Raw genomic sequence first — 24,855 nt, 5'->3', positions numbered from 1 at the left:
GTGAGTTCCAGCTCGCCACGTCAGGAGGTTCCGAATTCGTCGTCGATGAGTTTGAAGATCTCGTCAGCGGTGGCCGATTCGATCTCGCTGTCGTCGTCCATGTCGTCGTCCAGCGCCGTCGCGGTGCCGGACAGCTGCCCGGTTCCGCCGGCGGACCACTTGGCCATCAGACCCTGGAGCCGCGCCATGACCTGGGTGTGTGTCTCGCTGTCGGAGTCGAGCGCCGACAGTGTGGATTCCAGCCGGTCGAGTTCTCCGAAGACGGGCTCGGTCGCGGGCCCATCGGCGGGGGTGACCTCATCGCGCAGGAATCGTCCGAGGGACGCCGGGGTCGGGTAGTCGAACACCAGGGTCGCCGGCAGCCGCGTTCCGGTGATCGCGTTGAGACGGTTGCGCAGTTCGACGGCCGACAGGGAGTCGAAGCCCAGGTCCTTGAAGGCGTGTCCGGGTTCGATCGCCTGTCCCGAGGCATAGCCCAGGACGACGGCCACCTGGTCGCACACCAGGTCCACGAGGATGCGCTCGCGCTCCGTCCCGGACTTCCCGGCCAGGTGCTGCTTGAGCTCGGCGGTCGGGTCGGCCGTGGTGTTCGTGGCGCCCGACTCGGCGGTCCTGCGGGCGGGCGCCCGCACCAGTCCGCGCAGCAGCGCGGGTACCGGCTCGCCCACCGACGCCATGTCCATCGTCATGGGCATCAGGACGGCACCGTCGAGATCGCGGGTCGCGTCGAACAGCGCGAGTCCGGCCTCGGGGGTGAGGGCGACCATGCCGGTCCGGGTCATGCGGCTGACGTCGGCGTCGGCCAGCTCGGTGGTCATGCCGCCGTCCTGCGTCCACGGCCCCCATGCGAGCGAGGCCGCGGGGAGCCCTTCGGCCCTGCGGTGCTGGGCCAGGGCGTCCATGAACGCGTTGCCCGCCGCGTAGTTGGCCTGGCCCGCGCCGCCGAACGTACCGGAGACGGAAGAGAACAGGATGAAGGCGGACAGGTCCAGGTCGCGCGTCAGCTCGTGCAGGTGCAGCGCGGCGTCCACCTTCGGACGCAGCACCTTGTCCACCCGCTCCGGCGTCAGCGACTCCACCACACCGTCATCCAGCACACCCGCCGCATGCACCACCGCCGACAGCGGATGCTCCGAACCGATCCCCGCCAGCAGCTTCTCCACCGCGGCCCGGTCGGCGACATCACACGCCACCACCCGCGCCTTGGCACCCAGCCCGGCCAACTCCGCCACCAACTCCGCCGCACCCGGCGCCTCCACGCCACGACGACTCGTCAACATCAGACGCTCAACCCCGTGCTCCACCACCAGATGACGGGCCAGCAACGCGCCCAGACCACCCGTACCACCAGTGATCAGCACCGTCCCCGGACCATCCAGCGTCCTCGGGATGGTCAGCGCCACCTTGCCGGTATGCCGGGCCTGGCTGATGAAGCGGAAGGCGTCGGGTGCCCTGCGGACATCCCAGGTGCGCACCGGCAGCGGCCGCAGTGCCCCGCTCTCGAACAGGGAGATCAGGTCGCTCCACATCTCATGGATGCGGTCGGCTCCCGCCTCCATGAGGTCGAACGCCCGGTAGGAGACTCCGGTGTATTCGGCGGCCACCTCGTCCGGGATCCGGATGTCGGTCTTGCCCATCTCCAGGAACCGTCCGCCGCGCGGCAGCAGACGCAGACCCGCGTCCACGAACTCCCGCGCCAGCGAGTCGAGCACCACGTCCATACCGCGCCCGCCGGTGACATCGAGGAAGCGCTTTTCGAAGTCCAGCGTCCGCGACGACGCGATGTGCTCGTCGTCCAGACCCAGCGACCGCAGGGTGTCCCACTTGCCCTCGCTCGCCGTGCCGAAGACCTCGGCCCCGAGGTGCCGCGCCAGCTGGAGCGTGGCCATGCCCACACCACCGGCCGCCGAGTGCACCAGCACCGACTGGCCGGGCTGGAGACCTCCCAGGTCCACCATGGCGTAGTAGGCCGTCAGGAACACGATGGGGGTGGAGGCCGCCTGCTCGAACGTCCAGTCCTCCGGAACCCGGGCGACAACCCTCCGGTCGGTGATGGCGACCGGGCCGAACGACCCGCTGAAGATGCCCATCACCCGGTCGCCGGGGGTCAGGTTCGTCACTCCGGGGCCGACCTCGGTCACGATGCCGGCGCCCTCACCACCGAGCGGCCCGGCTTCTCCGGGGTACATCCCCAGGGCGTTGAGCACATCGCGGAAGTTCATCCCCGCCGCGCGCATCTCGACCCTGATCTCGTTCTCGCCCAGCGCTTCGGTGACGTCGGGGCTGGGCAGCAGCGCCAGGTTCTCCAGGGTTCCCTTGGCGTGCATGTCCAGGCGCCATTCGCGTATGCCTGCGGGGGGCAGCAGCGCGGTGCCCGAGGAGACCCGGGCCATGCGCTGGCCGAGCACCGCGCCCTCGCGGACCACGGCCTGCGGCTCGTCGCCGGCGAGCACCGCGGGCAGTGCCGCCTTGGACGCCTCGGCGGGCTCCTGCGGGTCCAGGTCCACCAGGACGAAGCAGTTCGGGTTCTCCGACTGCGCGGACCGCACCATGCCCCACAGGGGTGCGTGGATCAGGTCCGGGGTCTCGTCGCGGTCCTCGGGCGCCATGGCGCCCGACGTCACGAAGACCAGTCGGGAGGAGTCGAACCGGCGGTCGCCGAGCCAGCCCTGGATCATGCCGAGCGTGTGGTGCGTCACCGCGTGGATGGCGCCCGCCGGCTCCAGGCCCTGCTTGGCCTTGCTCTTGCTCCTGCCCTTGGCCTTGCTCTTCGCCTTGCTCTTGGGCTTGCCCTGAGCCGCCTCGTCGTCGAGGCCCGGTGCGTAGGAGACCAGCACGGCCTCCGGGGCAGCGGCGCCTCCGTCGATCGCGGCGCCCAGCGCGTCGAGATCGGCGTAGAGGGTCACCTCGGCTCCGGCGATCGCGCCGGCGGCCAGTCCGTAGTGGTCGGTGCCCACCACGGCCCACTTGGCCGTTGCCGCCTCGGCCGGAGCGATGGCCGGAACGGCGGTCCAGTCCAGCGTGAACAGCGAGTCGCGGAACGCCGACGTCCTGGCCGAGTCGATGTGTTCCACCGACACCGGGCGCAGCACGAGGGATTCGATCGACGCCACCGGGCGGCCGGTTCCATCGGCCACCGCGAGGGAGATGGAATCCGGTCCGAGCTGGGTGAGCCGCACCCGCAGGGTGGACGCGCCACCGGCGTGGAGCGACACCCCGCTCCAGGAGAACGGGAGCCGGGAGAGGCCGACGTCCTCCAGGGCGACGAAGGTCACCGCCTGCACGGCGGCGTCCAGCAGGGCGGGGTGGAGGCCGAAGTCGGCCGCGTCCGACGCGTGCTTCTCATCGAGACCGACCTCGACGTAGACGTCGTCGCCGGAGCGCCAGGCGGACCGCAGGCCCTGGAACATCGGGCCATAGGCGAAGCCGGTGGCGGCGAAGCGCTCGTAGAAGTCGCTGATGTCCAGGGCTTCCGCGTCCGCCGGGGGCCATGCGCTCAGGTCGAACGACGGCTCGGGGCCGGCCGGGGCGAGCGCACCGGCCGCGTGCTGCGTCCACGGCTCGTCCGAGGAGGCCTTGGCCGAGCGGGAGTACAGGCTGAGCGAGCGGTAGCCCGTCTCGTCCCTGTCACCCACCCAGAGCTGCACCTGGACCGGTTCGTTCTCGGGCAGGACCATCGGGGTGGCCAGGGTGACCTCCTCGACCCGGCCGCTACCGACCTGGTCGGCGGCGCGGATGGCCAGTTCCAGGAATCCGGTCCCGGGGAACAGGGCCGCGCCGCCGATCGCGTGGTCGGCGAGCCACGGCTGGCTCTGCACCGACAGCCTGCTGGTGAAGAGGAATCCGTCGCTGCTCGCGAGCTCGACTCCGGCACCCAGCAGCGGGTGGTTGGGGGAGCTGAGCCCGATGGAGGCGACGTCCCCGGTCATGGCGCCGGGGGCCTTCGGCCAGTAGCGCTGCCGCTGGAAGGCGTAGGTGGGCAGCTCCACCCGCCGGACGTCGCGTCCGGCGAACGCCGTCGACCAGTCCACGGTGGTGCCGTGGACGTGGAGTTCGGCCAGCGCCGTGGTCAGCGACTGGGTCTCGGGGCGGTTCTTGCGCAGAGCGGGGACGAGGGTGAAGGCGGCGACGCCGCCGTCCTCGTCGGACGCCAGGCTGTCCTGGGCCATCGCGGTGAGTACACCGTCGGGACCGACCTCCAGGAACGAGGTGACCCCGAGCTTCTCCAGGGCCCGTACCCCGTCCGCGAAGCGCACCGCCTCCCGCACATGCCGCACCCAGTACTCCGGGGAGCACACTTCGGCCGCACCCGCCGACTTACCGGTGAGGTTGGAGACCAAGGACATCGACGGTGCCTGGAAGGACAGGCCCGTGACGACGTCACGGAAGTCGTCCAGCATCGCGTCCATGCGGGGCGAGTGGAAGGCGTGGCTGACCTTCAGCCGGCGGGTCTTGCGGCCCTCCTGCTCCCACTCTCCGGCGATCTCCAGTGCCGCGGCCTCATCGCCCGCGATCACCACGGCCGTCGGGCCGTTGACCGCGGCGATGCTCACCTCGGTCTCACGACCGGCCAGCGATACCGCGATCTCCTCCTCCGATGCCTGGATGGCCACCATCGCGCCGCCCTCCGGCAGCGCCTGCATCAGCCGGCCACGCGCCGCGATGAGCGCGCACGCGTCCTCCAGCGACAGCACTCCGGCCACGTGGGCGGCGGCAGCCTCTCCCACCGAGTGACCGATCAGCACATCCGCGGTGACGCCCCAGTGCTCCAGCAGCCGGAACAGCGCCACCTCGATGGCGAACAGCGCGGGCTGGGTGAAGGCCGTCTGGTCGAGCAGCGCGGCGTCCGCGCTGTCCTCGGCGGCGAACATCACCTCCTGCAGCGGCCGGTCGAGCAGCACGTCGAGATGCGCGCACACCTCGTCCAGGGCGCGGGCGAACACCGGGAAGCGGTCGTACAGCTCCCGTCCCATGCCCAGACGCTGCGCGCCCTGGCCCGAGAACAGGAACGCCGTCTTGCCGGCGGTGCCCACGGATCCCTGGACGACTCCGGGGGCCGTGGCGCCCGAGGCGATGGCCTCGAGACCGCTCAGCAGCCCGTCCCGGTCGCCGCTCAGGAGCACGGCGCGGTGATCGAAGACGGACCGGGTGGTCGCCAGCGAATAGCCCACGTCGTCGAGGTCGAGCTCGGGGTGGGCCGCCACGTAGTCGTGCAGGTTCCTGGCCTGGGCGCGCAGCGCCTCGGCGCCCTTGCCGTTGACCGTCCAGGGAAGCGTTTCCGAGTCGGCCGGCGGAGCGTCCGTACGGACCCGCTCCACCGCCTCCGGCTCCGGGGCCTGCTCGATGATGGTGTGGGCGTTGGTGCCGCTGATGCCGAACGAGGAGATGCCCGCCCGGCGCGGCTCGCCGCTCTCCGGCCACGGGGTCGACGCGGTCAGCAGCCGGACCTCGCCAGCCGTCCAGTCCACATGCGGCGTCGGCTCGTCGACATGGAGCGTCTGCGGCAGCACGCCCTCACGCATGGCCATCACCATCTTGATGATCCCCGCGACACCGGCGGCCGCCTGCGTGTGCCCGATGTTCGACTTGATGGAGCCCAGCCACAGCGGCTGGTCCTCCGGCCGCCCCTGGCCGTAGGTGGCCAGCAGCGCCTGCGCCTCGATCGGGTCACCGAGCCTGGTGCCGGTGCCGTGCGCCTCGACCGCCTGTACCTGGTGGGCGGCGAGGTCGGCGCTGGCCAGCGCCTGCCGGATCACCCGCTGCTGCGACGGCCCGTTGGGCGCCGTCAGACCGTTGGACGCGCCGTCCTGGTTGACGGCGGAGCCGCGCACGATCGCCATCACCGGGTGGCCGTTGCGCCGCGCGTCCGACAGCCGCTCAAGGAGCAGCATGCCGACGCCCTCGCCCCAGCCCGTGCCGTCGGCCGATGCCGCGAACGCCTTGCACCGCCCGTCCGTCGACAGCCCCTTCTGGCGGCTGAAGTCCACGAACGAGCCGGGGCTCGACATGATCGTGATACCGCCGGCCAGCGCGAGGGAGGACTCGCCCTGGCGCAGCGACTGCACGGCCATGTGCAGCGCCACCAGCGACGAGGAGCACGCCGTGTCCACCGTGACGGCCGGTCCTTCGAGGCCGAAGGTGTAGGAGATACGACCCGATACGACGCTGCCCGCGTTGCCGGTTCCGAGGTAGCCGTCGGGTCCGCCCGGGGCGGCCACCAGCAGGCCGATGTAGTCCTGGCCGTTGCTTCCCGCGAAGACGCCCGTCCGGCTTCCCTTGAGCGACGTGGGGTCGATGCCCGCCCGCTCGATCGCCTCCCAGGAGGTCTCCAGCAGCACCCGCTGCTGCGGGTCGATGGTCAGCGCCTCGCGGGGGGCGATCCCGAAGAACGCCGGGTCGAATTCGTCGGCGTCGTAGACGAAGCCGCCGCCGCTCGCGTAGCTGGTGCCCGTGTTCTCCGGGTCCGGGTCGTAGAGGTCGTCGAGGTCCCAGCCACGGTTGGTCGGGTAGGCGCTGATCACGTCGCTGCCCTCGGAGACCAGCCGCCACAGGTCCTCGGGGGTGCGTACCCCACCCGGGAAGCGGCAGCTCATCGACACGATCGCGATCGGGTCGTCGTCCACGACGGTGTCCGTCACCACCGGCAGGTCATCCACCGGCGCGGGGGCGGTGCCCTGCGTTTCATCCAGGATGAACCGGGCGAGCACTGTGGGTGTCGGGTAGTCGAAGGCCACGGTGACCGGGAGGTTCACACCGGCCGCCATGCTGAGGCCGTTACGCAGCTCCACGGCGGTCAGCGAGTCGAACCCGATGTCCCGGAAGGCCCGGTCCGGCTCCACCGCGTCGGCGCTCGGGTACCCGATCACCTCGGCGGCCTGGGACCTGACGAGGTCGAGCACCTCCGCCTCGCGTTCGACGGCCGACAGCCCTTCGAGGCGCTCGGCCAGCCCGGAGAGCGACGCGCCGAGTTCTGCCTCCGCCGCCTCCAGGGCCTGCCGCACCTCCGGCAGCTCGTTCAGCAGCGGACGCGGCCGGGCCGCGGCGAACCCGGGGGCGTAGCGCTCCCAGTCCACGTCGGCGACGGTGACGTCGACCTCGTCGTGATCGAGCACCTGCTGAAGGGCGTCGACGGCGAGGACGGGCTCCAGCGCCGGCATACCGCGCCGCTTGAGCTGGGCCGCGAGGGCGTCGTCGACCAGACCACCGCCGCCCCAGGCGCCCCATGCCACCGAGGTCGCCGCGAGGCCCTGTGTGCGGCGCTGCTGCGCCAGGGCGTCGAGGAAGGCGTTGGCGGCGGCGTAGCTGCCCTGACCGGCACCACCGACGGTTCCGGCGTAGGAGGAGAAGAGGATGAATGCGGACAGGTCCAGGTCCTGGGTCAGCTCGTGGAGGTTCACCACGGCGTCCACCTTGGGCCGGAAGACGCCCTGCGCCCTGGGGACGGTGAGGGTGTCGATGAGGCCGTCGTCCAGCACACCGGCCGCGTGCACCACCGCGGTCAGCGGATACTCCGCGGGCAGCCCGTCGAGGAGCTCCCGCAACGCGTCACGGTCGGCGGCGTCACAGGCCGCGACGGTGACCCGTGCGCCGAGGGCGGTCAGCTCGTCCCACAGCTCGGCCGCGCCGGGGGCGTCCAGGCCGCGGCGACTGGTCAGCACCAGGTGCTCGGCACCGGCCTGGACGAGCCAGCGGGCGAGGCGGCCACCTAGTGCACCGGTACCACCGGTGATCAGGACGCTTCCGCGAGGCTCCCAGGTACGGGCCGGCCGGGCGTCGCCCAAGGGCGCCCGGACGAGCCGACGGCCGAAGAGCCCGGAGGCGCGCACCGCGACCTGATCCTCGTCACCGGAGCGCCCGATCAGGCCGACCAGACGGTTCAGCACCCGGTCGTCGATCGCGTCCGGCGACTCGGGGAGGTCGACGAGACCGCCCCACCGCTGTGCGTACTCCAGGCCGACCACTCGGCCCAGACCCCACACCAGGGACTGCTTGACGCTGCCGACCCGGTCGGAGCGGCCCACGGACACGGCTCCGGTGGTGGCGAGCCAGAGCGGCACATCGATGTCGAGGTCGCTCAGCGCCTGGACCAGGGTCATGGTGCCGGCGAAGCCGCGCGGAACGCCCGGGTGTTCGGGGAGCGCCACCTCGTCGAGCGCGAGCAGGGAGAGCACTCCGTCGATCGCGAGCGTCCCCTCCTGCTCGGAGCCGTCCGCGGAGGGGGTGCGGGGGGCCGCGTCCCGGAGGAGTTCGGTCAGCGACGACCGCTCCGGCTCCGAGTCGTCCAGATCGACCCGCACCATGCGGGCACCGTGGCGCTCCACGTCCCGCGCGATGCGCTCCGCCAGTTCGCGGGCGGTGTCGACCGGCGGTACGACGACCATCCAGGTACCGGTGATCGGGGCGCCCTGCTCCTGCTCGGAGCCGGACGACGGCTGGTCGATCAGGGGCTTCCAGTTGATCCGGTAGCGCCAGTTGTCGACGGTCGAGCGGTCACGCCTGCCGCGCCGGTACGACGACAGGGCGGGCAGCACCGCGCTCAGCGGGGCCTCCCCGTCGAGCTGCAGCGTCTGCGCCAGTCCTTCGAGGTCCTCGCGCTCGACGGCCTCCCAGAACCGGGCGTCCACCGAGTCGGCCTCGGAGACGGGGGCGTTGCCGAACCCGGCGTCGTCGGCCGGCTGCGGCCAGTACCGCTGCCGCTGGAAGGCGTAGGTGGGCAGGTCGATCTGGCGGGCGCCCTGTCCGGCGAACACCTTCCGCCAGTCGACACCGACCCCATTGACATGAAGTTCGGCGATCGAGGTCAGGAATCGCTCCAGGCCGCCCTCGTCGCGCCGCAGTGTGCCGACGACCACGGCCTGGGCCTCGGCGGCCTCGACGGTCTGCTGCACCGGCAGGGTCAGCACGGGATGCGGGCTGACCTCGATGAACACGTCATGCCCGCTGTCGAGCAGGGTGCGGGTGGTGGACTCCAGCTCGACGGTCTGCCGCAGGTTCCGGTACCAGTACTCGGCGTCCAGACCAGCGGTGTCCACCAGCTCACCGAGCACCGTCGAGTAGAACGGCACCTCGGAGGAACGCGGTTCAAGGTCCGCCAGGACCTTCAGCAGCTCCTCGTGGATCGCCTCCACATGCGCCGAATGCGAGGCGTAGTCCACCGGAACCCGGCGAACACGGACCTCCTCACCCTCAAGCTGCGCGACCATCTCATCCAGCGCACCCGGGTCACCGGAGACCACGACCGAGCCGGGGCCGTTGACCGCGGCGACGGATATTCCACCGTCCCACGCGGCGATCCGCTCCTTGACCTGGTCGACCGGCAACCCGACCGACACCATGCCACCACGACCGGCCAGACCCGCGGCGATGGCCTGCGACCGCAGGGTCACCACCTTGGCGGCATCCTCCAGCGAGAGCGCACCCGCGACACAGGCCGCCGCGATCTCACCCTGACTGTGACCCATCACCGCATCCGGCTCGATCCCCACCGAACGCCACAGCTTCGCCAGCGACACCATCACCGCGAAGAGCACCGGCTGAACGACATCCACCCGGTCGAAATCGGGAGCGCCCTCGGCGCCACGCAGCACATCCGTCAGCGACCAGTCCACATGAGCCGACAGAGCCGACTCACACTCACCGATCGCCTCCGCGAACACCGGCGAGGACTCCAACAGCCCCACCGCCATGCCCAGCCACTGCGCACCCTGACCGGGGAACACGAACACCGAACGGCCAGTTGCCTCGGCCGCGCTCGCGCGGACCACGCCCGGTGCCTTCGCGCCCTGGGCCACCGCCGCCAGGCGCTCGAGGAGTTCCTCGCGGCTGGTCCCGGTCACCGCGGCCCGGTACTGGAACGCGGACCTGGTCGTCGCCAGGGAGAGCGCCACATCGGCGGTCCGCAGCTCCGGGCGCTCGGCCACGAACTCCCGCAGCGCGTCGGCCTGGGCCTGCAGCGCGTCGCCGCTCTTGCCCGCCACGACCCACGCCACCGGGCCATCGACAACGTCGGCCTCGGCGGTCTCGGCGGTCTCGGCCGCCTCGATCTCCGGAGCCTGCTCCAGGATGGTGTGCACGTTGGTGCCACTCATGCCGAACGCCGACACACCCGCGCGCCGCGGACGTCCCGTCTCCGGCCACGGCCTGGCCTCGGCCAGCAGCTCGACGTCGCCCTCGGTCCAGTCCACGTGGGGCGAAGGCTCGTCGAGGTGCAGGGTCTTCGGCAGCACCCCGTGACGCATCGCCATCACCATCTTGATGACGCCGCCCACACCGGCGGCCGCCTGCGAGTGGCCGATGTTCGACTTGATGGCGCCCAGCATCATCGGCTGGCCCTCGGGACGCTCCTGACCGTAGGTGGCCAGCAGCGCCTGCGCCTCGATCGGGTCGCCCAGCGAGGTGCCCGTGCCGTGCGCCTCGACCGCGTCCACCTCGGCGGCCGACAGGCGGGCGTTCGCCAGCGCCTGCCGGATGACCCGCTGCTGCGAAGGGCCGTTGGGCGCCGTCAGACCATTGGACGCGCCGTCCTGGTTCACCGCGCTACCGCGCAGCACGGCGAGGATCGGGTGTCCGTTGCGGCGGGCGTCCGACAGCCGCTCGAGGACGAGCATGCCGACGCCTTCGGCCCAGCTCGCGCCGTCCGCGGCGGCCGAGAAGGGCTTGCTGCGTCCGTCGGAGGCGAGCGCACGCTGCCGGCTGAACTCGACCAGCGACATCGGGGTGGACATCACCGTCACACCACCCGCCAGCGCCAGCGAGCACTCGCCCTGGCGCAGCGCCTGCCATGCGAGATGCAGGGCGACCAGCGACGACGAGCACGCGGTGTCCACCGTCATGGCGGGCCCCTCGAGGCCCATGGTGTAGGAGATACGGCCCGAGAGCACGCTCGGCGAGACACCGGTGCCGACGAGGCCCTCGACCGCTTCCTGGGATCCGGCGAGGACACCGCCGTAGTCCTGGTAGGTCACGCCCGCGAAGACGCCGGTCTGGCTGCCCTTCGCCGAGAGCGGGTCGATACCGGCCCGCTCCAGCGCCTCCCACGAGGTTTCCAGCAGCAGACGGTGCTGCGGGTCCATCGCGATCGCCTCACGCGGCGAAATCCCGAAGAACGCCGGGTCGAACTGGCTGGCGCCGTGCAGGAAGCCACCTTCCTGCGTGTAGCACTTGCCCGGCTCGTCCGGGTCCGGGTCGTAGAGGTTCTCCACGTCCCAGCCGCGGTCCGTCGGGAAGGGCGAGATGCCGTCCCGGCCCTGGGCGACGAGGTCCCACAGATCCTCCGGGGTGGCCACCTCTCCGGGATAGCGGCAGCTCATCCCCACGATCACGATCGGCTCGTCGCTGTCCGCCACCGCGACCGGCGCCGGCTGCCGCGCCCCGGTCAGCGAGCCGAGGACCTCGGCACGGGCGAACTTCGCCAGTTCGACGGGGGTCGGGTAGTCGAACACAGCCGTCGCCGGGAGGCGCAGGCCAATGGCCTTGCTCACCCGGTTACGGAACTCGACGGCGGTCAGCGAGCTGAAGCCGAGGTCCTTGAACGCCTGCGAGCCCTGGACCTGGTCGGCGGAGGCGTGTCCGAGCACCGCCGCGACATGCGTGCGGAGTATCTCGAGCAGCACGCGGTCCTGCTCGGGCTCGGAGAGCCCGGCCAAGCGCTCCCGCAGCGATGCGAGCGGCCCGGCCTCCGGGCCGCCCCGCTGGGCGGTGCGCCGTGCGGTCCTGCGTCGACGGGCAGGCGGCATGGCAGTGGTCTCCTCAGCAGGGGTTTCGGCGGCCACGGGGGATTCGGTGGCCACTGGAGCGTCGGCGCTCGCCTCGGGCGAGACGGCGGGCTCCGGCAGGGTCTCGGTCGTCTTCGGCGCCGGGAGCTCCGACTGCTCCGTGGCGACCTGGCGCAGCGTCAGCGTGTCGGCGGAGACCACGGCCTCGCCGGCTCCGTCGATCGCGGCCAGGGAGAGGGTCTCCGGGCCCGTACGGGCGAGCCGGACACGCAGCTCCGAGGCGCCGGAGGCGTACAGCGACACCCCGGCCAGGCTGAACAGGAGGCGGCCGCGCCCCACGCCGTCCAGCACTCCGAGGCCGAGCGGCTGCAGCGCCGCGTCCAGAAGGGCCGGGTGCAGCCCGAACCGCTCGGCCTCCGCAACGGACTCCTCGGCCAGGCTGATCTCGGCGAACACCTCGTCATCGCGCTGCCACACCGCTCGCAGGCCACGGAAGGAAGGTCCGTAGACGAGGCCGCCTTCGGCGAGCATCTCGTACAGGCCGTCCACCTCGACGCGCTCGGCGCCGGGCGGGGGCCATGCGGCGGAGGCGAAGCGCACCGCTCCTTCGGCGGTGGCGAGATCGTCCGGCTCGGGGGCGAGCACAGCGCTGGCGTGGCAGATCCACTCGTCCTCGTCCTCGTCCACCGGCTCGGCCACGCGCGAGTACATCTCCAGCGCACGGGTGCCGGACTCGTCCTCCTCGCCGAGGACGAGCTGAATCTGGACTCCGCTCCCTCGGGGAAGGGCCAGCGGCGCCTGGCTGACGAGCTCTTCCACATGGCCGAGGCCGACCTCGTCACCGGCGCGAATCGCCAGTTCGACGAGGGCCGTGGTGGCCAGGACCGCCTCGCCGCGCAGGACATGGTCCGCCAGCCAGGGCTGGGTGTGCAGCGAGAGCGTTCCGGTGAAGACCAGGCTGTCTGTGCCCGCGACGGGGACGGCTCCGCCCAGCAGCGGGTGATCGGCGGGGTCGAGGCCGAAGGCGGCGGCGTCTCCCGCGGCGGTGCCGGACTCCAGCCAGTAACGCTGGTGCTGGAACGCGTAGGTGGGCAGGTCCACGCGACGGGCGCCACGTCCGGCGAAGAAGGCCCGCCAGTCGACGGTTTCGCCGTGGACGTGTGTGTCGGCGAGGGCCGCGACGAGCGCCTGCGTCTCGGGACGGTCCTTGCGCAGCACCGGGACCAGCAGGGGGGCCGGTGCCTCCTCGGCGGCGATGTCGTCGACCGGTTCGGTCAGGCAGTCCTGGGCCATCGCGGACAGCACGCCGTCGGGGCCCACCTCGATGTACGTGGTGACGCCCTGGGCTTCGAGGGTCCGCACCCCGTTGAGGAAGCGGACGGTCTCGCGCACGTGCCGCACCCAGTACTCCGGCGAGCACACCTCTTCGGCACCGGCCTGCTCACCCGTGACGTTCGAGATGAACGCGGTGGACGGGCCGTGGTAGGTGAGCGTCTCCGCGACGGCGCGGAAGCCGTCCAGCATGGCGTCCATGTGCGGGGAGTGGAAGGCGTGGCTGACCCGCAGGCGGCGGGTCTTGCGGCCGCGCTCCGCCCACTGTCCGGCGACCTCCAGCGCCGCTTCCTCGTCACCGGCGATGACCACGGCGGTCGGGCCGTTGACGGCGGCGACGCTCAGCTCGGCCTCACGACCGGCGAGCGAACCGGCGATCTCCTCCTCCGACGCCTCGACGGCGACCATCGCCCCGCCCTCGGGCAGCGCCTGCATCAGTCGGCCTCGGGCGGCCACCAGGGTGCAGGCGTCCTCCAGCGAGAACACCCCGGCCACGTGGGCGGCGGCGATCTCACCGATGGAGTGGCCGATCAGCACATCCGGGGTGATGCCCCAGTGCTCCAGCAGCCGGAAGAGTGCCACCTCGATGGCGAAGAGCGCGGGCTGAGTGAAGGCCGTCTGGTCGAGCAGTGCGGCTTCCGCACTGCCGTCTTCCGCGAACATCACCTCGCGCAGCGGACGGTCCAGCACCACGTCCAGGTGCGCACACACCTCGTCCAGGGCACGGGCGAACACCGGGAAGGCGCCGTACAACTCCCGGCCCATGCCCAGGCGCTGCGCGCCCTGGCCGGTGAACAGGAACGCGGTCTTCCCGGCCTTGGCCGCCTGCCCCTGGACGATGCCGGGGGCGTCGTCGCCGGCGGCGACGGTCTCCAGGCCACGCAGCAGCGTCTCGCGGTCGGTGCCCAGCAGCACCGCACGGTGCTCGAACACCGATCGCGTGGCGACCAGCGACTCGGCGATGTCCAGCACACCGGACTCGGCCCCCTCGGAAAGGTGGGCTCGCAGCCGCTGGGCCTGGGCGCGCAGGGCTTCCGGGCTCCGGGCGGAGAGCGCCCAGGGGGCCATGCCGTGGTCGTCGACGGGGGCCGGGGCGGGCTCCGCCTCGTCCTGGACCGGGGCCTGTTCGATGATGGTGTGCGCGTTGGTGCCGCTCACACCGAACGCGGAGATACCCGCCCGGCGCGGCTGCTCGGTCTCGGGCCATGCGGCGGCCTCGGTCAGCAGCCGAACCTCACCCGCCGACCAGTCCACCTCGCGCGACGGCTCATCCACATGCAGCGTCTGCGGCACCACACCGTGCCGCATGGCCATCACCATCTTGATGACACCGGCGACACCGGCCGCGGCCTGTGTGTGACCGATGTTCGACTTGATCGATCCCAGCCAGAGCGGCAGGTCCTCGGGGCGCTCCTGGCCGTAGGTGGCCAGCAGCGCCTGCGCCTCGATCGGGTCACCGAGCGTCGTTCCGGTGCCGTGTGCCTCGATCACCTGGACGTCGGCCGACGACAGCCGGGCGTTGGCGAGGGCCTGGCGGATCACTCGCTGCTGCGAGGGGCCGTTCGGCGCCGTCAGACCGTTGCTCGCACCGTCCTGGTTCACCGCCGAGCCACGCACGATGGCCAGCACCTGGTGGCCGTTGCGCCGGGCGTCGGACAGCCGCTCCACGAGCAGCATGCCCACACCCTCGGACCAGCCGGTGCCGTCCGCGGCGTCCGCGAACGGCTTGCACCGGCCGTCGGGGGCGAGCCCGCGCTGGCGGCTGAACTCCACGAAGGCGGCCGGGCTGGTCATCACGGTGACGCCACCGGCGAGCGCCATGGAGCACTCGCCCTGGCGCACCGCCTGCGCGGCCTGGTGCAGGGCGACCAGCGACGACGAGCACGCGGTGTCCACCGTCAGCGCGGGTCCCTCGAGGCCGAGGGTGTAGGAGATGCGGCCCGACACGACCGAAGTGGCGCTGCCGGTCAGCAGCTGCCCTTCCAGCCCCTCGGGAATCTCCTGCAGCCCCGCTCCGTAGCCGGAGGTCGCGGCTCCGACGTAGACGCCGATCTGGCTGCCGCGCACGGACGCCGGGTCGATACCGGCCCGCTCGAACGCCTCCCACGAGGTCTCCAGCAGCAGCCGCTGCTGCGGATCCATGGCGAGCGCCTCACGCGGCGAGATGCCGAAGAACGCCGCGTCGAACTCGCCCGCCTCGTCGAGGAACCCGCCCTCGCGGGCGTAGAACGTGCCCGACCGCTCCGGGTCGGGGTCGTACATCCCCTCGACATCCCAGCCACGGTCGGAGGGGAAGTCCGTGATGGCGTCCGTACCGGCCGCCACGAGGTTCCACAGCTCCTCCGGGCTGCGCACACCGCCCGGGAAGCGGCAGCTCATTCCGACGATCGCGATCGGGTCGTCGTCGGCCGGGACCGCCACCGCCGACGGCACGGCCACCGCGTCCTGCGTCCCCAGCACCTCGGCACGCAGATGGCCGGCCAGCACCGTGGCGCTCGGGTAGTCGAAGACCAGCGTGGCCGGCAGGACCAGCCCGGTCTCCGCGTTCAGCCGGTTGCGGAACTCAACGGCCGTGAGCGAGTCGAAGCCCAGCTCCTTGAACGCACGGCCGGGCTCGACCGCCTCCGCACCCGCGAAGCCGAGGACGGCCGCGGCATGGGCGCGCACCAGGTCGAGCAGAGTCCGGTCGATCTCGGCCTCGGTGAGGCCCGTCAGGCGCCCCCGCAGTGCCGAACCGGTACCGGTGCCTTCGGCGTTCTCGGCGTTCGCCAGTGCCCGCTGGACCTCGGGCAGATCGCCGAGGAGCGGGCTCGGCCGCCCGATCGTGAACGCGGGGGCGAATCGCTCCCAGTCCACATCGGCGACCGTCACCACACCCTCGTCACCCGCGATCGCCCCCTGCAGCGCGGCGATCGCCAGGCCGGGCACCATCGCGGGCAGACCGCGGCGCGCAAGATGGTCGGCCTCGTCTCCGGCCGCCATGCCGCCCTCGGCCCAGGGGCCCCAGGCCACGGCCGTACCGGCGAGACCCCGCGCACGGCGGTCCTCCACCAGCGCGTCCAGGTAGGCGTTGGCAGCACCGTAGGCGGCCTGGCCGCCGCTGCCCCACACACCGGCGATCGAGGAGAAGACCACGAAGGCGTCGAGCTCACGGTCGCCCAGCAGCTCGTCCAGGTTGACGGCGCCGGCCACCTTGCCGGAGACCACGGCGGCGGCGTCGGCCAGCCCGGTCTCCGTCAGCGGCGCCACTCCGTTGGCACCCGCCGCGTGGACGACCGCCGTCAGCGGATACTCCTGCGGCACGGCGTCCAGCAGCGCGGCCAACTGCTCACGGTCGGCCACATCACAGGCCGCCACGGTCACCCGGGCACCCAGCGCCTCCAGCTCCTCACGCAGCTCGACCGCGCCCGGCGCCTCCAGACCACGACGGCTGGTCAGCACCAGATGCTCGGCACCCTGGCCCACCAGCCAGCGGGCCACCTGCCCACCCAGCGCACCCGTGCCGCCGGTCACCAGCACCGTGCCACGCGCCCGCCACGTCGTTCCGTCAGCAACGGGTGCGGCCGACCGCGTCAGACGGCGTGCGAACACGCCCGAGCCGCGCACCGCCACCTGGTCCTCGGTGGCCTCGGCGGACAGCACACCGGCCAGGCGCGCCACCGCACGCTCGTCCAGCGTCTCCGGCAGATCGACCAGACCGCCCCACAGCTCCGGCAGCTCCAGCGCGGCCACCCGGCCGAGCGCCCACACCATCGCCTGCTTCGGGTGGCTGAGCCGTTCGGAGCGGCCCACCGACACGGCACCCCGCGTACCGGACCACAGCGAAGCCTCGATTCCGGCGTCCGCCATGGCCCGCACCAGCGTCAGCGTCAGGGCGAGACCGTTCGACAGCGCCGGGTGCTCCGGGCAAAGCTCCTCGTCCAGGGCGAGCAGCGACAACACGCCGCTCAGTGCGGGCGCGTCGGCGGTCGCCGCACGCAGCCGCTCCCCCAGCGTCTCGGCGTCGAGGTCCCGCTCGTCGGCCACCAGCGACACCACGCCCGCGCCATGCCGCTCGAGCCCGGAGACGGTCTCCGTCACCAGGTCGTCCTCGGCGCGGGAGGCCGGAACCACCACCAGCCACGTTCCCGACAGCGACCCATCGGCCACGTCCGAGACCGGCTTCCAGGCCACCCGGTAGCGCCAGTTGTCGATCGTGGACTGGTCACGCCGGTTGCGGTGGTACGTGGACAGGGCGGGCAGCACCGCGCTCAGCGGCGTCTCGCCGTCGACGTCGAGCGTCTCGGCGAGCGCTTCGAGATCCTCGCGCTCGACCGCTTCCCAGAACCGCGCGTCCACCGAGTCCACGGCGCTCGACGTGTTCAAGCCGCTGAGGGAGATGGACACCTCGGGCCAGAACCGCTCGCGCTGGAAGGCGTACGTCGGCAGCTCCACCATCCGCGCACCGCGCCCGGCGATCACGGACTCCCACTCCACCGAGGCTCCGTGGACGTGGAGTTCGGCCAGCGCCATCGTCAGCGCCTGGGTCTCGGGACGGTCCTTGCGCAGGACCGGCACCACGGCCGTGGCCGCGGTCTGGTCCGCCGTCAGGCAGTCGCGCGCCATCGCGGACAGCACGCCGTCGGGGCCGACCTCCAGGAACCTGGTGACGCCCTGGGCGGTGAGTGCCCGCATGCCGTCCGCGAACCGCACCGCTTCCCGGACGTGGCGGACCCAGTACTCCGGTGTGCACACCTCGTCACGGCTCGCCGCCTCGCCCGTCACGTTGGAGACCAGGGCGATGGACGGTGTCTGGAAGGACAGGCCCGTGACGACGTCACGGAAGTCGTCCAGCATCGCGTCCATGCGCGGCGAGTGGAAGGCGTGGCTGACCCGCAGGCGCCGGGTCTTGCGGCCCTGCTCCGCCCACTGTCCGGCGATCTCCAGCGCCGCTTCCTCGTCACCGGCGATGACCACGGCCGTCGGGCCGTTGACGGCGGCGATGCTCACCTCGGCCTCACGACCGGCCAGCGAACCGGCGATCTCCTCCTCCGACGCCTGGACGGCGACCATCGCCCCGCCCTCGGGCAGGGCCTGCATCAGACGGCCGCGAGCGGCCACCAGCGTGCACGCGTCCTCCAGCGAGAACACACCCGCCACATGCGCGGCCGCGATCTCGCCGATGGAGTGACCGATCACCACATCCGGGGCGACACCCCAGTGCTCCAGCAACCGGAAGAGTGCCACCTCGATGGCGAAGAGCGCGGGCTGAGTGAACGCCGTCTGGTCCAGCAGCTCGGCATCCGCGCTCCCCTCCGCCGCGAACACCACATCCCGCAGCGGACGATCCAGCACCACATCGAGATGGGCGCACACCTCGTCCAAGGCACGGGCGAACACCGGGAAGGCGTCGTACAGCTCACGCCCCATGCCCAGGCGCTGCGCACCCTGACCCGAGAACAGGAACGCCGACTTTCCGCCGGTTACGGCCTGTCCCTGGACGGCTCCCGAGGCGATTCCGCCCTGCGCGAGAGCCTGCAGGTTACGCAGGAGGGTCTCGCGGTCCTCACCCACCAGCACGGCCCGGTGCTCGAACTCCGACCTGGCCGCCAGGGTGTGCCCGACGTCGAGCACACCGACGTCTTCGCGGGCCGCCACATGCCCGTACAGCCGCTCGGCCTGCGCCCGCAGCGCCTCCCGGCTCTTCCCGGAAACCAGCCACGGCACCACGGCCGCCGACACCGGCGCCTCGGGCGCGACCGCCTCGGAGGCCGCAGCCTCTTCCAGGTCAGGAGCCTGCTCGATGATGGTGTGGGCGTTGGTCCCGCTCAGTCCGAACGAGGAGACACCGGCCCGGCGCGGCCGGCCCGTCTCCGGCCACACGGTGGCCTCCGTCAGCAGCCGCACCTCGCCCGCCGACCAGTCCACCTCCCGCGACGGCTCATCCACATGCAGCGTCATCGGCAGCACGCCCGCACGCATGGCCATCACCATCTTGATGACCCCGGCCACGCCCGCCGCGGCCTGCGTATGACCGAGGTTGGACTTGATGGCGCCCAGCCACAGCGGGTGGCCCTCCGGCCGCTCCTGGCCGTAGGTGGCGAGCAGCGCCTGCGCCTCGATCGGGTCGCCCAGCGTCGTACCGGTGCCGTGCGCCTCGACCGCGTCCACCTCGGCGGCCGACAGTCCGGCGCTGGCCAGCGCCTGTCGGATGACCCGCTGCTGCGAGGGGCCGTTCGGCGCCGTCAGGCCGTTGGACGCACCGTCCTGGTTGATGGCGCTGCCTCGCACCACCGCCAGCACCGGGTGGCCGTTCTTCCGCGCGTCCGACAGCCGCTCCACCAGCAGCATGCCGACGCCCTCGGACCAGCCGGTGCCATCCGCGCCCTCCGCGAACGGCTTGCACCGGCCATCGGGCGCCAGCCCGCGCTGGCGGCTGAACTCGACGAAGGCACCCGGGGTCGACATCACCGACACACCACCGGCGAGCGCCAGATCACACTCGCCCTGGCGCAGCGACTGCACCGCGAGATGCAGCGCCACGAGCGACGACGAGCACGCCGTGTCCACCGTCATCGCCGGCCCCTCGAGGCCGAAGGTGTACGAGATACGCCCGGACACCACACTGGCCGCGCTGCCCGTGCCCACATGGCCACCGAAGTCCTCGGGGGCGTCGAGCATGATCGTGGAGTAGTCCTGGCCGTTGGTGCCGACGAACACACCGGTGCGGGTGCCCCGCAGCGCGGCCGGCTTGACGCCCGCGTACTCGAACGCCTCCCACGACGTCTCCAGCAGCAGCCGCTGCTGCGGGTCCATGGCCAGGGCCTCGCGCGGCGAGATGCCGAAGAACACCGGGTCGAACTGGGGCGCCCCGTAGAGGAAGCCGCCCTCGCGGGCGTAGAAGGTGCCCGGGTGCTCGGGGTCCGGGTGGTACATCCCCTCGACGTCCCAGCCACGGTCGCCGGGGAACCCGGCGATGGCGTCGCCGCCCTCTGCCAGGAGCCGCCACAGGTCCTGCGGGGTCTCGACACCTCCGGGGAAGCGGCAGCTCATCGCCACGATCGCGATGGGGTCGTCGTCATCGGGCCGCACCCGGTGCGCCACCGTCGAGCCGACCGCCTCGGTGTGGGCTCCGCCCAGCTCCTGAAGCAGATGGCCGGCGAGCACCTCGGCGGTCGGGTAGTCGAAAATGAGGGTCGACGGCAGGCGCAGACCGGTGGCCAGGTCGAGCCGGTTGCGCAGCTCGATGGCGGTGAGGGAGTCGAACCCGAGGTCCCGGAAGGCACGGCCGGGCTCGACGGAGTCCGCCGAGAAGTGGCCGAGCGCCGAGGCCGCGTGGGTGCGGATGAGGTCCAGCAGGACGGCTCGCTGTTCGGCGTCCGTGAGTCCGGCCAGTTGTTCCGGCAGGCCGGATCCCGGCTCTGTCCGGGCGGCGGCACCACCCGAGGCGGTCAGGAACTCGCGTGCCTCGGGGATGTCGCTGACGAGGGCGCTGGGGCCCGCGCTCATCATCGAGGCCATGCCGGTCCAGTCGATGTCGGCCACGACCAGCGCGGCCTCGTCGTGGCCGACGGCCCAGCGCAGCGCGTCCACGGCCAGCGAGGGAGTCATGGGAGGCAGTGGCCCGCCGCGCATCCGGTCCCCGGCACGGCCGCTCGCGGCCATGCCGCTCTCGGCCCACGGGCCCCAGGCGACCGCGGTGGCGGCCAGGCCCTGGGCGCGGCGCTGCTGCGCCAGCGCGTCCAGGTAGGCGTTGGCCGCCGCGTAGGCGGCCTGGCCCGCGCCGCCGACGACGCCGGCGAAGGAGGAGAACAGCACGAACGCGTCGAGCGACAGTCCTTCGGTCAGCTCGTGCAGGTGTCGCGCGCCCTCCACCTTCGCGGTCAGGGTCCCGGCGAGCTGGTCGATGGTCAGGCGGTCCAGCACGCCGTCGTCCAGGATGCCCGCCGCGTGCACGACGGCGCTCAGGGGATGCCGCTCGGGTATGGCGGCCAGCACCGCGGCGAGGGCGTCCCGGTCGGCGGCGTCGCAGGCCGCGACGGTCACCTCGGCGCCCAGTTCCTCGAGTTCGGCCTTGAGCTCGGAAGCGCCTTCGGCCGCCGGGCCGCGACGGCTCGTCAGCACCAGGTGTTCGGCGCCCTCGCGCACGGCCCAGCGCGCCACCTGCGCGCCCAGGGCGCCGGTGCCACCGGTGATCAGCACCGAGCCCCGGGGCCGCCACGTGCGCTCGGCCGACTCGTTGCCGACCGTGATGCGGGAGAGGCGCCGGGCGTACGCTCCGGATCCGCGCAGCGCCACCTGGTCCTCGCCGCCCTCGGCGGACAGTGCCCAGGCCAGTCGCGCGGCGGCGCGCTCGTCCAGCGTCTCCGGCAGATCGACGAGGCCGCCCCAGATCCGCGGGTGCTCCATGGCCGCGACCCGGCCGAGGCCCCAAATCTCCGCCTGCGCGGGGCTGGTGAGCTGGTCGGAGCGGCCCACCGACACGGCACCCCGGGTGCCGCACCACAGTCGGGCCTCGATGTCCGCCTCGGCCAGGGCCCGCAGCAGCGTCAGGGTCAGCGCCAGGCCACGGGAGACCACCGGGTGCTCGGTGCAGGGCCGCTCGTCCAGCCCCACCAGGGACAGCACCCCGCCGATCCCGGGCAGGCCGGTGGCGATCTCGCGCAGCCGTTCGGCCAGCACACCGGGGGCAAGGTCGCCCTCGTCCGCCACCACGCGGACGACATCGGCACCGTGCCGCTGGAGAGTGGCGGACGCCGACTCCCCGAAGGTGTCATCGACACCGGAGGTGGGGACGACCACGAGCCATGTCCCCGAGACGGTGGCCGCGGGGATCTCCGAGACCGGCTTCCATGAAATCCGGTACCGCCAGCCGTCGACGGTGGCCCGGTCACGCTGCTGGCGCCGGTACGAGGACAGCGCGGGCAGCAGCTCGCCGAGTGAGCCGGCGCCGTCGACATCCAGCGCCTGGGCCAGCGCCTCCAGGTCTTCGCGCTCCACCGCGTCCCAGAACCGCGCGTCCACACTGTCCGCGGCGGAACCCTTGGACGCCGCGCTCGTACCCTCCAGCCAGTAGCGCTGACGCTGGAAGGGGTACGTCGGCAGCTCGACCCTGCGGGCGCCCCGCCCGTCGAAGACCTGCGCCCAGTTCACCGTCACACCGTGGACGTGGGCCTCGGTCAGCGCGGCCATCACAGCCTGTGCGTCGGGGCGTCCCTTGCGCAGCACGGGCACCACGACCGGGGCCGACGCCGACTCGGTGGCCAGGCAGTCCCGGGCCATCGCCGAGAGCACACCATCGGGCCCGACCTCCAGGTAGGCGGTCACGCCCTGGGCGTGGAGGGAGCGAATGCCGTCGGCGAAGCGCACGGCCTCGCGCACATGCCGCACCCAGTAGTCGGGCGAGCTGATTTCTTCGGCGCCAACGGGCTCCCCGGTGACATTGGAGACCAATGCCTGGGTAGGAGTCTGGAAGGACAGCCCCCGCACGACACGGCGGAAGTCGTCCAGCATCGCGTCCATACGCGGGGAGTGGAAAGCGTGACTGACCTTCAGCCGGCTCGTCTTACGGCCTTGTTCCGACCACTGGGCCGCGATCTCCAGCACCGCGGCCTCGTCACCGGCGATGACGACGGCGGTGGAACCGTTGACGGCGGCGATGCTCACCTCGGCCTCACGCCCGGCGAGCGATCCGGAGATCTCCTCCTCCGACGCCTGCACCGCCACCATGGCGCCGCCCTCGGGCAGCGCCTGCATCAGCCGGCCGCGGGCCGCCACCAGCGTGCACGCGTCCTCCAAGGAGAAGACCCCGGCCACGTGGGCGGCGGCGATCTCACCGATGGAGTGGCCGATCAGCACATCCGGGGTGACGCCCCAGTGCTCCAACAGCCGGAACAGTGCCACCTCGATGGCGAACAGCGCGGGCTGGGTGAACGCCGTCCGGTCCAGGAGGTCGGCGTCCGCGCTCCCCTCCGCCGCGAACACCACCTCACGCAGCGGACGGTCCAACACGACATCCAGGTGCGCGCACACTTCGTCCAGCGCCTGGGCGAACACGGGGAAGCCGTCATACAGCTCCCGGCCCATCCCAAGGCGCTGCGCGCCCTGACCGGAGAAGAGGAACGCCGTCTTGACGGCCGTCCCCGCCACGCCCTGGGCCACGGCGGGAGCGACATCGCCCGTGGCCACGGCTTCGAGCCCGGCGAGGAGTTCCGCATGGTTCGCACCGGACACCACCGCGCGGTGCTCGAACATCGACCGGGTCGCCACCAGGGAATGGCCGACGTCCTGCGCGCTCAGCTCGGTCCGCTCCAGCAGGAACGCCTTGAGGCGGGCGGCCTGGGCCCGCAGCGCGTCCGAGTCACGACCTGACAGCAGCCACGTGGCCACCCCAGTGTCACCCCCGGACACCGGGGTCGCCTCGGCCTCGTCCTCGACCGGCGGGGCCTGCTCGATGATGGTGTGCGCGTTGGTGCCGCTCACACCGAACGCGGAGACACCGGCCCGGCGCGGCTGACCCGTCTCGGGCCACTCGGTGGCCTCCGTCAGCAGCCGCACCTCGCCCACCGACCAGTCCACCTGGCGCGAGGGCTCGTCCACATGCAGCGTCTGCGGCAGCACCCCGTGCCGCATCGCCATCACCATCTTGATGACACCGGCCACACCGGCCGCGGCCTGCGTGTGACCGATGTTCGACTTGAGCGCGCCCAGCCACAGCGGGCGGCCCTCCGGCCGCTCTTGGCCGTAGGTGGCCAGCAGCGCCTGCGCCTCGATCGGGTCACCCAGGGACGTACCGGTCCCGTGCCCTTCCACCACGTGCACGTCGGACGGGGCCAGCCGGGCGCTCGACAGGGCGTCCCGGATGACGCGCTGCTGGGACGGGCCGTTCGGCGCCGTCAGACCGTTGGACGCACCGTCCTGGTTGACCGCCGAGCCCCGCACGATGGCCAGCACCGGGTGGCCGTTCTTCCGCGCGTCCGACAGCCGCTCCACGAGCAGCATGCCGACACCCTCGGACCACCCCGTGCCATCCGCCGCGTCCGCGTACGGCTTGCACCGGCCATCGGGGGCCAGCCCCCGCTGCCGGCTGAACTCGACAAAGGCGCCCGGGGTCGACATCACCGTCGCACCACCGGCAAGTGCCAGGTCGCATTCGCCCTGACGCAGCGCCTGGGCCGCCAGATGCAGCGCGACCAGCGACGATGAACACGCGGTGTCCACCGTCACCGCGGGTCCTTCAAGACCGAAGGTGTACGCGATACGGCCTGATACGACGGAAGTCGAGGTACCCGTGAGCAGATGGCCTTCGACTTCCTCGGGGAGCTCAGCGACATCGGCCCCGTAGCCGGAGGTCGAGGCTCCCACGAAGACACCGCCCCGACGGCCCTTCACCGACCCCGGAGCGATGCCCGCACGCTCGAACGCCTCCCACGAGGTCTCCAGCAGCAGCCGCTGCTGCGGATCCATGGCAAGGGCCTCACGCGGCGAGATCCCGAAGAAGCCCGCGTCGAACTCGGCCACGTCGTGGAGAAAGCCACCCTCACGGGAGTAGAACGTGCCCGAGCTCTCGGGGTCCGGGTTGTACATCCCGTCCACGTCCCAGCCACGGTTGGACGGGAAGTCGGAGATGGCGTCACCACCGCCGGCCACCAACCGCCACAGGTCCTCGGGGCTCCCCACACCGCCCGGGAAACGGCAGCTCATCGCCACGATCGCGATGGGCTCCTGCTCTCCTGCCTCCAGCTCGCGCAGGCGTTGGCGCGCTTGGTGCAGATCTGCCGTTACCCGTTTGAGGTAGTCCCGAAGCCTATCTTCGTTCACCATGAAAACC

The 24,855-nt window shown here is 72.1% G+C and carries 1 protein-coding gene; it reads right to left on the bottom strand.

The window, feature by feature from the left end; genetic code table 11:
• Window positions 1-20: 20 nt before the first annotated feature.
• On the bottom strand, window positions 21-24,848 hold the full coding sequence (locus STRVI_RS19070; RefSeq protein WP_014057313.1) for a type I polyketide synthase: 24,828 nt from the start codon (window positions 24,846-24,848) through the stop codon (window positions 21-23).
• Window positions 24,849-24,855 lie beyond the last annotated feature (7 nt).

Origin of the sequence: Streptomyces violaceusniger Tu 4113, from assembly GCF_000147815.2 — a bacterium.
Taxonomy (GTDB): domain Bacteria; phylum Actinomycetota; class Actinomycetes; order Streptomycetales; family Streptomycetaceae; genus Streptomyces; species Streptomyces violaceusniger_A.
Note: the sequence above shows the minus strand (reverse complement) of the source record. Positions and strands in the feature narration are given on the sequence as shown.

Bases quoted from the DNA above. Each gene is read 5' to 3' on its own strand.
- STRVI_RS19070 (WP_014057313.1), bottom strand. From the start codon at position 24,848: ATGGTGAACGAAGATAGGCTTCGGGACTACCTCAAACGGGTAACGGCA.